The sequence below is a fragment of the Mesopusillimonas faecipullorum genome, assembly GCF_020539505.1.
GTDB classification, from domain to species: domain Bacteria; phylum Pseudomonadota; class Gammaproteobacteria; order Burkholderiales; family Burkholderiaceae_B; genus Mesopusillimonas; species Mesopusillimonas faecipullorum.
In genome coordinates this window covers 1-11,571 of sequence record NZ_JACDXW010000013.1, presented here as the reverse complement: position 1 = coordinate 11,571, position 11,571 = coordinate 1, and the positions used below count along the sequence as shown (strand labels likewise).

Sequence of the window (11,571 nt, the reverse complement as noted above, 5' to 3'; positions counted from 1 at the left end):
CACTGGTACAGAGTTCACCCGCCAAAGCGAACGCTGTATTTGTCTGGGCACCCTGCCCGGTTTATCTGTCAAGGCCCGCTCGCCAAAGCGGGCTTTGTCGTTTCTGACTCTCCAGTTTTCTGCTGTCTGGTCAGCTCTCTCCTTTGCCATGACGGTCACTCGTCGGCATCCAAAGACGCCGGGGCTTGCTTGTAGCCGCGCACCATCGTCTTGGGCACCCAGTGCTCCGTGTTCACATCAAACTTCATGATCCCGTAGCCCTGCAAAACGCTTGCAGCGCCGTCGAGACTCTGGAAGTACCGAAGGCCGCCACGGGCAGCACCCAGCACTCGCTCATTCATTCCGGCCCGCACCACGATCAGAAGGCCCTTGTCACCGGGTTCCACTCGGGCGGCGGAAACCGACCCAGCGGCGATGAGTTCCTTCAAAACCTTCGGCGCGACCACACTAGCAGTTGTCGTCAGCATCGTTTATACCCTATACCGCGCCCAATCGCAACAATATCAGAATTCGTTGCGCCTGTCGCTACATGGTGTTGGTGTCGTCACTTGTATGGACTATAGTCCATACTGGAAATCGTTATATATATACATAGATAGGTATATATATACCTATAAGCCCTTGAGGAAGGCTTCCAGCGCCTCGATCACGATGTCCTTCTCCGTGACCCTGCCGCCCTTCTGCTTGGATCGTGCGAGCGCTTCCTCGCGCAGCCGATCAGCCAGCTCTTCGGGGAAGTTGAAGATTTTTTGCACCCGAGCGCGGCCGTAGCGCGGCCCTTCCTCGACCACGGGCGGTGTTGCAGCCGGTGGCGCAGCAACTGGTGCCGCAGCAGGCTTTTCGGCGCGATCAGCAGCGCCGCTTTCCAAAAACTCGTTCAAGTCTTTGCGCTGGGCAAAGCCGATGTCGGGTTTTGCCTTCATGCCATCACCTCGCGGAAGAACGCTTCCATCTCGCTGATCGCGGCTTGGTCGCGGCCAAGCTCCTGCACCGTAGCGCCTTCGCCGATGGCACGCCGGAAGGCAACGCGCTCGCAGACCTTGGTGGGCAGCACGGTCAACTTCTGCTCGGCCAAGAATTCCAGCATCTCAGCCGCATCCTTGGTGCGGGGATCGACACGGGTCAGCAGCACGCGCACGTCCAGCTCCGGGTTGTAGTCACGGGCCAGCTCGACGACTTCGAGCAAGTCGGTCATCGCGGCGGCGTCAAGGTTGGACGCACCGACCGGGATCACGGCTCGCTGGGCCAGCAGCAGCGCGGAGCGCAGACCAACAGAATCACGGCCGCCTGCATCGACGACAACGTGCTCAAAGCCGGTGGCCAGTTGCTTGCCCTCGGCCAAGATCGCCTTGCCAGCGAGGCAGGTGGTAGTGGGCGACGGGTCGTACTGCGTCTCACGACGCCATGCGGCCCAGCTCGCGGCCGAGGCCTGCGGGTCGCCGTCGATGAGCAGCGTCTTGCCCTGACGGGCCAGCATCACTGCCAGATGTACGGCGGTCGTGGTCTTGCCGACGCCGCCCTTGGTGTTGACACACGCGAAGATCATGGGTGCTCCTATCTATGTATATACATACCAATGGGCAGCGCGGCGGCTGGCCCTCGACCTGCCGGGTGCATCCCCGGCCCTGTGACTCGGTAAGTATATATATACCTACCGACCGCAAGCGAATAGTAGCAGATTTTTGAGCTTTTGCGTATAGTTCTACACATACGCAACCAACTAGAAGAAGAGAACGCAGCCCATGCAGTTCAAGACCGTCCGCCACCGTGACCAAGATGGCAACTACCACGATGGCAAAACCGTCCAATGCCTGCGCCGCGTCCGCGAGGTAACGCCGGATTTCCCCGAGGGGAAGAACGTGCAGCGCGTGGTGGCCAAGTTCGACCGCGCAGCGCGCGAACTACCTGCCGACGTGGCCGCCATCCTCACCCCGGCCGAGCAGGAAGAGTGGAAAGAGTGGCGCGTCAAACAGGACGAAGAGCACTTGAAGTCGGTAGCCCAGTACGAACTCGACACGCTGGCCGAGCGCTTAGGCGTCATTCGCACCGGCATCCAAAAGGGCTATGCCGCCACCGACAGCAAGAACGCCGTCGCGATCCGCACCGGGGCCAGAGCGGTGTTGCGCTTGCTCGCCGACCTGATGCCCGAGCCGGTGAAGGGACGGCCGGTGATTGAAGAAGAGTTCGAGCTGGTCATGCTGCCCAACTTCGCCACGCCCGGCACCCCGGAATTCGATTCCTACCAGCGGCTGCTCGAAGAGCACGAGCGCCGCAAAGCTCAAGACCAAGGAGGCTGACATGCGCTTTTGGACATTCGACCCCAACACCTGCCGCTTCGAGCGCGCGAGCAAGCAAGCCGCTTTGCACGCCGCCGACGTGGCTGTGGTCAACGACGACAGCGACGTGCAGGTCATCAGCGATCACCAGCCGCCCAAGCGCTGGCCCAGCGGCGAGCCGCTGGTGGTAGCTGGCGTCGAGTTCGAGCGCGAGCTGTTCGAGTAGGTATGTAGGTATATAGGTAGGTATATATATACATGAAGCCCACGAGAGCCATTGTCTTTGACGCCTTCGGCACCCTGATCCGCTACACCACGCGCCCGGCACCCTACGGGCGTCTGGTGGACACGGCAGGGCGGCCGGTGGATCGGTTCGCCTGCCTCACGCGCAACGTGCCGATGGCGACCATCGCCGTCGAGCTGGGCGCAGAGAGCAGCTTGGACATCATGGAAGCAGACTTGGCCGAAGAGCTGTCCGGCCTGCGCCTGTTTCCCGAGGTGGCCGACGTGCTCTCCAAAGCGCGGGCCGCAGGCCTGCGGCTTGCCGTCTGCTCGAACCTTGCCTATGAGTACGGCCCGGCCGTGCGCAGCCTCGTGCCCGAGCTGGACGCCTACGTGCTCTCCTACGAGGTCGGGGTGGCCAAGCCACACCCGACGATGTACCGGCTCGCGTGCGCCGAGCTGGGTTGCGCTCCGGCCGAGACGGTTTTCGTGGGCGACAGCAAGCGCTGCGACTTTGACGGGCCGCAGGCCTTCGGGATGCAGGCGCGCTGGCTGGATCGCAGGGGAGGGCAGTCGCTGGTCGATGCCCTCGCGGGGATTCTGTGACTCCGGTGCTGGTCATCGACCTTGAGGCCACCTGCGACGATGCCGATGGCCTCCCGGCAAGCGATATGGAGATCATTGAGATCGGCGCGGTGTGGGCCACCGCTGAGGGCAGCGTACTCGACACGTTTCAGGCGCTGGTGCGCCCCGTGGTACGCCCTCAACTCACGCCGTTCTGTCGGCAGCTCACCAACATCCAGCAGGCCGACGTGGACGGGGCCTTGCTGTTCCCGACCGTTGCAGCAAGGCTGGCCAGCTTCGCCCAACGGCATCAGGCACCGGGCGCAACATGGGGCAGTTGGGGCCAATTCGATGCCAAGCAGCTTGCCCGCGATTGCGAGCGGCACGGTATCCAGAACCCGCTCGCAGCGTTCGAGCATGTCAACCTCAAGCGCCGGTTTGCCAAAGCCCGCAAGATCAAGGAAGTGGGGATGGCCCGCGCGTTGCAGATGGTGGGCCTGCCGCTCGATGGCTCGCACCATCGCGGCCTCGACGATGCCCGCAACATCGCCAAGCTCCTTCCGTGGTCGCTGTAGGTAGGTATATATATACCTACCTATATACCTACATGCACGCATGAAGCCGGGGGGGGAGGGGTGTCGCCTTGCGATTGTGCGCGGCGTGCGATACAATGTATCTCAATCAGTCGCAATAGGAGGCCGTCATGGCTGCTACCACCACTATGGTTCACGTTCGCGTGGACGAGAACGTCAAGGCGCAGGCTGCGGAAACGCTGGCCTCGATGGGCCTGACCGTCTCCGATGCGATCCGCGTTTTCCTGACCCGCGTCGTCGCCGACAAGGAACTGCCTTTCGCGCTCAAGGCACCGAACGCCACCAGCCGCGTCGCCATCGCCGAGGCCAGCGAGATCATCAAGAGCCGTCGCGCTCGCTTCGCAACCGCTGATGCTCTGCTGAATGACCTCGAAGAAGCCAGCCGCAAGTAAGCGGGCGAACCTGCCTCGCGCGTCGGACTACACCAAGGACTTCCTCAAGGACTGGCAGCGCCTGTCCCACTCAGGCCGGTACGACATGAACCGGCTGAAAGAGGCCATGACGCTGCTGATCGCCAACGACGGGCCGCTGCCGCCTGAATGGCTCGACCACCCGCTGACGGGTGACTGGGCAGGCCATCGTGAGTGCCACATCGGCGGCGACTTCCTGCTGATTTACACGCTCGACGACTCGGGCAAAAGCGGCTTGGTCGTTTTCGTGCGCAGCGGGACGCATTCCGAGCTGTTCTCGTGAGCCTGCATCCAACCCTCGACCCTCAACTGACCGGCAACGTCGGTCTGTACTACTACTGCTACCGGCTCTCGCTGATGGGCTGGAACGTCATGCCCACGGCGCGCAACGCGCGAGGGGTAGACATCATTGCCTACAGCCGGGATGCCTCCCGGTTCGTGGGTGTGCAGGTGAAGGCCCTGAGCAAGCGCAACCCGGTGCCGCTGGGCACGTCGCTCGACAAGGTGATGGGCGACTTCTGGATCATCGTGAACAAGGTGGCCACCGCGCCCTCGGCCTACATCAATTTGCTGACCCGACCAAGGTCGAGGGCGACCGTGAAAAACAGCTCCGCGCGTTTTCACATGCTCAGTTCCAGATCGCCAATCGCATCCGGCTCTTGATGAGCCTGCCTATCGAAAAAATTGACCGCATGTCGCTGCAAACCAAGCTCAGAGAGCTGGGTCAGCAACGTGACGCATAACGGGGAGTCATGCTTTGTCAGCTCAATGTGAAACCACACTGAAAAAATCGGCAGGTCTGCCGATGAGCGTCTTTGAGCGCTATCTGACCGTCTGGGTATTCCTCTGCATCGTCATTGGCATCGCCCTTGGTCAATTCTTCCCCGCAGCGTTTCAGTCCATCGGTCGCATGGAGATTGCGCAGGTCAATCTCCCGGTGGGCTTGCTGATCTGGGTAATGATCATCCCGATGTTGGTCAAGGTGGACTTCGGTGGGGTCTCCTCGTTTTCAGTGCAATAAGTGACGGTACGCAAAGCTAGCACTGGCGCGGGGGTGGTCTGGGTAGACCGTTGATTTCATTGACTTTCCTGTTCGCTTTGTAAACGGGTATGGTGGCCTCCCACTTTTGAGGTTCACGATGCAGGGTTGGCACACAACGTTTTTGGGGATGCGTGGGCTCCCCCGCGATATCAGCGACTTCGAGATGAAGGCATTTTTCACCTTCGATGGTGCCGAGCGCGACGCAATCAATGCACGCCGAGGTGATTCCCACAAGCTTGGTCTGGCGCTCCATATTGGTTTCCTGCGCATGAGTGGGCGTTTGCTCGGTGCCTTTCGGGTAATTCCAGTAGCCTTGTGGCGCCACCTTGGCAACGAGCTTGGCATTGCAGCACCAGAAGTCGCCTCGCTGAGAGCCATGTATGAACGCGGGCGCACGCTATTCGATCACCAACAAGTAGCCTGCACGGTCCTTGGATTCCAGTGGATGAGCGAGCACCAGCGCCGCTCACTGGTACGTGAACTGCGCGACGAAGTGGCGCGCTGCGCCGACCGCGATCAGCTACTCGTGCGGGCGCGTCAATGGCTGTACAAGAACAAGCTGGTGATCGTGCACGAGCGGGCAATTCGGACACTGATTGCGGCGGCACTTGCCCAGCTTGAAGTTGAAACAGGCACCGCCATCGCCGCCAGCGTTGATCCAGCAACACTTGATCGCTGGCGAGCCTCAGTTTCAGAGCTGCGCCCAGATGGACAAACCCAGCAGAGTTGGCTATGGGCTGCACCGGCGAAACACTCAACCCGCCAAATCAGCGAGGTACTGGAGCGCATCGACCTGCTTTACACGCTGGACGTTCATAAGCACCTGGCAGACATCCCCGATCTCATCTTGCGCCGCTACGCGCGCCGACTTGTCTCCAGGCCGCCCTCAGCCGGAGCCAAGATCAAAGAGCCAGCGCGCACCGTGGAGGTCGCATGCTTTCTTCGGTATTGCCTGTTCACCACCACAGACCAGTTGATCCTTATGGTGCAGCGCCGGATCGCCGATCTGTGGCGTCAGGCTGCCGCCGATGTCCCCGCTACCGTCAATTGGGCCGCAATGTACAAAACGCTGCTCGGCGAACTTGTTGCCTTGAGCGCGCAAGGTGCGGTGCCAGATGCTGAGTTGCGTGCCCGTCTTGAAGCCTTGATCACCGAAACCCAGAAACGCAAACCACCGAGCAGGGCCTCCCTGGTCCGCGAGGGATTGATTGATGGAATTCGCCCCGTGCGGTCGTTGCTCGTCGCCATTGCAAAGCTGCCCTGGCAGGCCACCGGCGAGCATCCTGCCATCGAGTACCTTGCCAAGCTGCAAGCTTTATATCTCAAAGGATCCAGAAAGCTGCCAGTTGAAGTGGTGGCACCAAGTCTGGGAATGATCTGGCAGGTTTCGATCTCCAGCCCAGACCGGGAACGGGCGTTTCAGGCGTTGGAGGTGGCCACCCTGTTTGCCCTGCGCCGCGCGGTGCGCAATGGCTCGGTCTGGATTGAGCACAGCCTGAGCTTTCGGGGTCGTGCGCGCTTGTTCTTCACGGACGAGCGTTGGCAGGCAGAGTCCAAGAAACACTATGCCCGTCTATCGTTACCCAGCAAGGCTGCCACTTTCTTGAAGCCTTTGCTGGCCAGAGTAACTGCCGGTGTCGATGCGGTGGCCGCTGCAGCCCGCAGTGGCGTACTGCGCGTGGATGATGAACTCCATTTGTCGCCATTGCCCGCAGAGGACGAAGACCCAGAAGTGACCAAGCTGCGCGCGGCTTTGGATCACCGCATCGGTGAGGTTCAATTGCCGGAAGTGATTCTGGCCGTTGACGCCCAGGTGCGCTTTAGCTGGATCATGCTCGGACGTGAGCCGCGCTCTACCGACGAGCTGCTGATGGTCTATGCCGGCATCATGGCCCACGGCACCAGTCTGACTGCGGTCGAATGCGCGCGCATGATTCCGCAATTGTCTGCCACCAGCATTCGCCAGGCCATGCGCTGGGCGCGGGACGAACGGCGTCTGAGCCAGGCCTGCCAGGCTGTGCTGGAATTCATGCAGCGACACCCGATTGCCGCCACCTGGGGGCGGTCCGATTTGGCATCTTCTGACATGATGAGCATGGAGACCACCAAACGGGTGTGGCAAGCCCGGCTTGATCCTCGGCGCAACACACCTTCCATTGGAATCTACTCCCATGTAAAAGACCGGTGGGGCATCTTCCATGCGCAGCCCTTTGTGCTCAATGAGCGCCAGGCGGGCGTGGCCATTGAAGGTGTCATCCGCCAAGAAAAGCTGGAGACCATCCAGCTTGCTGTGGATACCCATGGCTACACCGACTTTGCCATGTCACATGCCCGTTTGCTTGGTTTTGATCTTTGCCCGCGGTTGAAGGAACTCAAACAGCGCCACCTCTTTGTGCCACGCGGCACCAAAGTGCCCGCAGAAATCGCTGCGGTGTGCGAAGCCAATGTCGACGTCGCTTTGATCGAAAAGCATTGGGATAGTCTGGTGCACCTGGCAGCCTCGGTCATGAGCGGACATGCCAGTGCGGTGGCAGCTCTTGCGCGGTTCGGTTCTGCCGCCCAGGGCGATCCAATCTATGAGGCTGGCGTGCAATTGGGGCGGTTGCTGCGTACGGCGTTTTTGGCTGACTACTTTGTCAAGGACGCTTTCAGGAACGAGTTGCGCCGGGTGCTCAATCGGGGCGAGGCTGTTAACGCCCTCAAGCGCGCCATTTATACCGGCCGGATCAGCCCGGCGCAGGCCAAACGTGTCGATGAAATGCAGGCTGTGGCCGATGCGTTGAGCCTGATGGCCAACATCGTGATGGCGTGGAATACCTCACAGATGCAGGCGGTCCTGGATCGCTGGTCGAACCGCCGCCAGGTCATTCCACCGGAACTGATCGGGAAGATTGCGCCCACCAGGCTGGAGAGCATCAACTTGCGGGGTGTGTTTCGCTTCCCGGTTGACCGCTATGCTGACCAAATCCTGCCTTCGCGGCCAAATGCATCGATAACTGGCACCAATGGATGAAACCGACCACGGTTTGACGCCACGAATCGCAGATTTGAAAGTGAACAGGAAAGTCAATGAAATCAACGATCTACCAACACCACCTCCGCGCCAGTGCTAGCTTTTCGTACCGTCACTTATTGCACTGAAAACGAGGAGACCCCTGGAGGCGGGACTACAACGAGGTGCGGCCCCACGGCAGCATCGGACGGATACCACCGGCTCGCTTCGCCGAGCAGCATCGCCGGCATGCCGGCATGCCGGCATGCCGGCGATGCTGCTCGGCAAGTGACCCCGGCCAACGACGAGATCCAGTAATATTCAACCCGGACTTCTGCCGAACGGTTGGTATGGCTGAAGGGGGCAGGTCACTACCCCGCGCCGAACCAGAAACTCAAGCGAGCCGGCGTGACGCCACAACTGGCGAGGCAACTCGCCACATACAGGTGTCCGTGGCTGTGTCGGACGACGCACGTCGACCACCACGTACGCCTGCGCCACTTGGTACTGCAGTCTGCAGTCGACTGGAATGGGCGAGCGTCATCGCGCCACTGGAGTTCAGCGGCGGCCTACCGTTGTTGGTTGTGCGTGACCAGCCGCGAGCGGTCATGGCCCAACACGACGCCCACGAGCCCGCCGACGCCCGCTTCAGGCTGCACGCACATGACGTAGTGATGCTACAGGCGCGACGCTCAGTGCTTAACCAAAGGCCTTGGTTGGGGAGAACCAAATGTTGAAATTATCTGGGCGAGTAGTCTCGAGTGCGCTTTGTGAACTTCGGCGCAGCTCTGCCATTGTTGGAGGTGCCAGATTTAGTATTCTTGAAGGCAGAAAACGCTCGGAACAAGGCAACCCACTGTGGTGGAGTTAGATCCTTGGGGAGGCCATTAAAATCAATACTTTGCTCTCGGCCAACAGAATCTAAAACTCCCTTCGCAAGGAATTTCTGGAGTATGTTTCCCAAGCCGCGACCGCGTCCCGTGAACACTGCCTCGACAAACTGTTGATACGCTACTTGGTCATCTACGAGCGGCAGAGGACGCCGCCGAATCCGAAGAATGCCGCAATCAACTCTTGGAACAGGGCGAAAGGCGTGTGCAGGAACGCGGGCAAGTAGTTCAAAGTCAAACCAAGGCCACCAAGCGGCTGTGACGAGAGTGCCACCTTGCAGACCGGCTCTCTTTCTAGCCACTTCCCATTGCAGAAGCAGGACAGCTATCGTCCAATGTGATGCCATCATCAACCGACGCTGCAAATCAGTGGATAGGTGAAAGGGTACATTCGACACGATGTTGAATGCCTCCGTTGGCAGTTCAAATGCCATGAGATCACATTCGAAAACACGCGCTTTCCCAGCAAAGTCGACTTTCAACTTGGACGCAAGCTGATGATCGAGCTCTACCGCAGAAACACTGTATCCCCCGGATACAAGCTTCCGCGTTATATTGCCGCTTCCTGCCGCAAACTCAAGCACCGGAGTGCGGACGTCTCCTTCCAGTGCGTCAACCATTGTCGAAATCGCTCGTTGATCGACCAAGAAGTTTTGGCTCAACTTGCGGCGCCGTTCGTCTTGATTGACGGGCAGTACTTCGCGGTATGAAAATTTGTCTTGTCTATGAACCATCGGAGAACGATTTTCGCGGCAACCCACAAATTCTATCAATCGACTTGGTGGCGAGGTAAGCTAAGCCACGGAGGAAAGCCATAGCTGGCTCAGTTCCTGAAAGGAGCGGTCATTCTACTCGAAGTCGCTCTTGAAGTGCTCAAGTAATCTTAAAGCCTGGTTGAGACCGGATCCAGGATGCCTCATCTATTTCATTCCTAACGTGTACAAAATGCAGTTCGAGCCGCGACCGGACCGAATCTGGAGCCGGGCAGCTTTCTGAAATATGCGCAAATATCCTTTCTGCGAGCTCCCTAGATGCAGATTGATGCATCCAGGGATTGTAGGTTAAGCCGATCGCTATTGCCAAACGCTTCCTATCGTCCGCAATGCGGTGCGAGAAGGGGTAGACCAAGCAGTCGTGTCACCAGCCGCCATCTCGATCACGGCAGGTCGAGCCGGGTGTTCATATCGAGATCGAACCGACCATACGGGTTGACGTGTTCCCAGATCAGCGGCGTCAGGGCGGCATAGTCGCGTGGTGTGAACCTGCCCTGCCAATGCGGCTGTGCCAGCACCTTCTGGATCATCAGCGTGTTGATGTAGACCATACAGTTCTGGATCAGGTGCAGCGCGAGCATGCTGACCTCGTGATCCTCGCGGCGGTTGCTCGCCATCTCGCCCCGGCGGGCGAAGAACACGAAGTCGGTCGCGCCGTTCCACTGCTCGACTACGTTCAGCCCTTCGTTGATTTCCCGGCGCAACGCCTCGTCGTGCAGGTAGCGGCACAGGAAGATAGTCTTGATCGCCTTGCCCAGCTCAGCGAATGCCTTGTAGGTCGGGTGCTGCACGTTCTTCTTGGTGAAGCGGCGCAGGATGGCTTCGGTTTCCCCTATCCCCAGGCGCAGCGCGGTGGCGTACTTGACCATCTGGTCGTACTGTTGCCGCACCGAGTCCCAGTCGATGGGCTTGGTCAGAATCTGTTGCAGGTTCGCGTAGGCGTCGGCCTTGCCGGTCTCTGGCCGGTACAGCTTCTGTGAGTGGATGGCCTTCAGCCGTGGCAGCAACTGGAAGCCCAGCAGGCGGCAGAAGGCGAACGCCACCGTGCTCTGGCCGTGCGAATCGACATACTGCCGATCCACCTCCATCTCGGTGCAATGGTGGATCACGCCCTCGATCATCGACGCCACCTCCGACGACGACGGCGACTTGAGCTGCGAATGGATGCACAGCGAGCTGCGCTCGACATGCCAGTAGATCATCACGCCGCGCCCGCCGTAGCGGACGTGCCATTGCGTGGTGAGGTTCTGATCCCACGCGCCGAAGTGTTTCGAGTCCGACGCGCAAGCGGTGGTGCCGCTACCCCAGATCGCCGGGTTGCGGGCTTGCAGCGTGCCGTCTGCGACGATGGCAATCGCGCGGCGCATCGCGTCCACGCTGATGTAACGGCGGCGCACATAGGCCAGGTCGCGGGCCGTGGTGCCGGAATCCAGCCCGGCCATGCGCTGCAAGCCAGCATTGGTGCCCAGGCCGTGCAGACACAGGAGCAGGCGCGGCTGCAACACCGAGCGATCCATCGACTCGTAGGAGGTCGGGCTTTTCAGGGCATCGGTAAAGCTCAACCGCAGATCGGCTTCCTTGACCATATCGAGCAGGCTGGTCATCGGCCAGAGGACATTGAGTTCGGCCTTTAGCGCGGTCAGATTGGGGGGATCGGGTTGCGCATCGAGCGGCGTCAGCGTGATCCAGCCACCGCCCTTGCTGCTCAGCCGGACGGATGGGTTCTTCTTCAAGCCAGCGTCGAAGGTGGACAGCGCCGCGCGCATTTCGGCCTGCAAGTCGGCGATGAAGCGCTCCACATCGAGAGGC

Annotated in this window: 13 protein-coding genes and 2 pseudogenes; 10 read left to right on the top strand and 5 right to left on the bottom strand. The window is 60.1% G+C overall.

Annotation, left to right across the window (positions count from 1 at the left end; translation table 11 throughout):
* Positions 1-155: 155 nt before the first annotated feature.
* The 3 genes from parC to H0484_RS14680 form a co-directional block, all read right to left on the bottom strand.
* On the bottom strand, positions 156-467 hold the full coding sequence (parC, locus tag H0484_RS14690) for a ParC family partition-associated protein (RefSeq protein WP_034372891.1): 312 nt from the start codon (positions 465-467) through the stop codon (positions 156-158).
* 144 nt (positions 468-611) lie between these two features.
* A complete protein-coding gene (locus tag H0484_RS14685; protein ID WP_034372888.1) occupies positions 612-923 on the bottom strand; it encodes a hypothetical protein in 312 nt (103 codons plus the stop codon).
* The gene (locus H0484_RS14680; RefSeq protein ID WP_034372885.1) at positions 920-1,546 is read right to left on the bottom strand and encodes a ParA family protein; all 627 of its coding nucleotides are present in this window, start codon (positions 1,544-1,546) and stop codon (positions 920-922) included. The genes H0484_RS14685 and H0484_RS14680 overlap by 4 nt, the downstream gene beginning before the upstream one ends.
* A 196-nt stretch (positions 1,547-1,742) precedes the next feature.
* On the opposite strand from H0484_RS14680, the gene H0484_RS14675 reads away from it, so the two are divergent.
* From H0484_RS14675 to H0484_RS14630, 10 genes and pseudogenes are all read left to right on the top strand, one after another.
* Positions 1,743-2,297, top strand: coding sequence for a hypothetical protein (locus H0484_RS14675; protein ID WP_034372882.1), 555 nt, complete (start codon positions 1,743-1,745; stop codon positions 2,295-2,297).
* Position 2,298: 1 nt separating this feature from the next.
* Complete coding sequence (locus H0484_RS14670) at positions 2,299-2,502, top strand: hypothetical protein (protein WP_034372879.1); 204 nt, start codon at positions 2,299-2,301, stop codon at positions 2,500-2,502.
* A gap of 32 nt (positions 2,503-2,534) precedes the next feature.
* Complete coding sequence (locus tag H0484_RS14665; RefSeq protein ID WP_226955406.1) at positions 2,535-3,104, top strand: HAD family hydrolase; 570 nt, start codon at positions 2,535-2,537, stop codon at positions 3,102-3,104.
* Entirely contained in the window at positions 3,101-3,637 is a 537-nt protein-coding gene (locus H0484_RS14660; RefSeq protein WP_034377583.1) for a 3'-5' exonuclease, read from the top strand. Before H0484_RS14665 ends, H0484_RS14660 begins: the two co-directional genes overlap by 4 nt.
* Before the next feature lie 128 nt (positions 3,638-3,765).
* The gene (locus H0484_RS14655; RefSeq protein ID WP_034372871.1) at positions 3,766-4,047 is read left to right on the top strand and encodes a type II toxin-antitoxin system RelB/DinJ family antitoxin; all 282 of its coding nucleotides are present in this window, start codon (positions 3,766-3,768) and stop codon (positions 4,045-4,047) included.
* Positions 4,019-4,348 carry a type II toxin-antitoxin system YafQ family toxin gene (locus H0484_RS14650; protein ID WP_034372868.1) on the top strand — a complete coding sequence of 110 codons (330 nt, stop codon included), beginning with the start codon at positions 4,019-4,021 and terminating at the stop codon, positions 4,346-4,348. The genes H0484_RS14655 and H0484_RS14650 overlap by 29 nt, the downstream gene beginning before the upstream one ends.
* Positions 4,345-4,728, top strand: a complete 384-nt coding sequence (locus tag H0484_RS14645) for a hypothetical protein (RefSeq protein ID WP_226955404.1) — start codon at positions 4,345-4,347, stop codon at positions 4,726-4,728. Before H0484_RS14650 ends, H0484_RS14645 begins: the two co-directional genes overlap by 4 nt.
* Positions 4,729-4,822: 94 nt before the next feature.
* Positions 4,823-5,065, top strand: a pseudogene (locus tag H0484_RS14640) (arsenic resistance protein); the annotation flags it as partial.
* 139 nt (positions 5,066-5,204) lie between these two features.
* Positions 5,205-8,120, top strand: a complete 2,916-nt coding sequence (locus H0484_RS14635; RefSeq protein ID WP_226955402.1) for a Tn3-like element IS1071 family transposase — start codon at positions 5,205-5,207, stop codon at positions 8,118-8,120.
* Positions 8,121-8,263: 143 nt separating this feature from the next.
* Positions 8,264-8,356: pseudogene (locus H0484_RS14630) on the top strand (integrase core domain-containing protein); the annotation flags it as partial.
* 482 nt (positions 8,357-8,838) lie between these two features.
* Here the strand turns inward: H0484_RS14630 and erm are convergent.
* Both erm and H0484_RS14620 read right to left on the bottom strand, forming a co-directional pair.
* Positions 8,839-9,723, bottom strand: coding sequence for a 23S ribosomal RNA methyltransferase Erm (erm, locus tag H0484_RS14625; RefSeq protein ID WP_079391557.1), 885 nt, complete (start codon positions 9,721-9,723; stop codon positions 8,839-8,841).
* Between the two features lie 422 nt (positions 9,724-10,145).
* Positions 10,146-11,571: Tn3 family transposase (locus tag H0484_RS14620; protein ID WP_226955401.1), on the bottom strand; the 1,426-nt coding region annotated here is incomplete at its 5' end.

Excerpts from the sequence above, each read along its gene's own strand:
- H0484_RS14665 (WP_226955406.1), top strand. The coding sequence starts at position 2,535 with ATGAAGCCCACGAGAGCCATTGTCTTTGACGCCTTCGGCACCCTGATC.
- H0484_RS14685 (WP_034372888.1), bottom strand. The coding sequence starts at position 923 with ATGAAGGCAAAACCCGACATCGGCTTTGCCCAGCGCAAAGACTTGAAC.
- erm (WP_079391557.1), bottom strand. The coding sequence starts at position 9,723 with ATGGTTCATAGACAAGACAAATTTTCATACCGCGAAGTACTGCCCGTC.
- H0484_RS14655 (WP_034372871.1), top strand. The coding sequence starts at position 3,766 with ATGGCTGCTACCACCACTATGGTTCACGTTCGCGTGGACGAGAACGTC.
- H0484_RS14650 (WP_034372868.1), top strand. The coding sequence starts at position 4,019 with ATGACCTCGAAGAAGCCAGCCGCAAGTAAGCGGGCGAACCTGCCTCGC.
- H0484_RS14670 (WP_034372879.1), top strand. The coding sequence starts at position 2,299 with ATGCGCTTTTGGACATTCGACCCCAACACCTGCCGCTTCGAGCGCGCG.
- H0484_RS14680 (WP_034372885.1), bottom strand. The coding sequence starts at position 1,546 with ATGATCTTCGCGTGTGTCAACACCAAGGGCGGCGTCGGCAAGACCACG.
- parC (WP_034372891.1), bottom strand. The coding sequence starts at position 467 with ATGCTGACGACAACTGCTAGTGTGGTCGCGCCGAAGGTTTTGAAGGAA.
- H0484_RS14675 (WP_034372882.1), top strand. The coding sequence starts at position 1,743 with ATGCAGTTCAAGACCGTCCGCCACCGTGACCAAGATGGCAACTACCAC.
- H0484_RS14635 (WP_226955402.1), top strand. The coding sequence starts at position 5,205 with ATGCAGGGTTGGCACACAACGTTTTTGGGGATGCGTGGGCTCCCCCGC.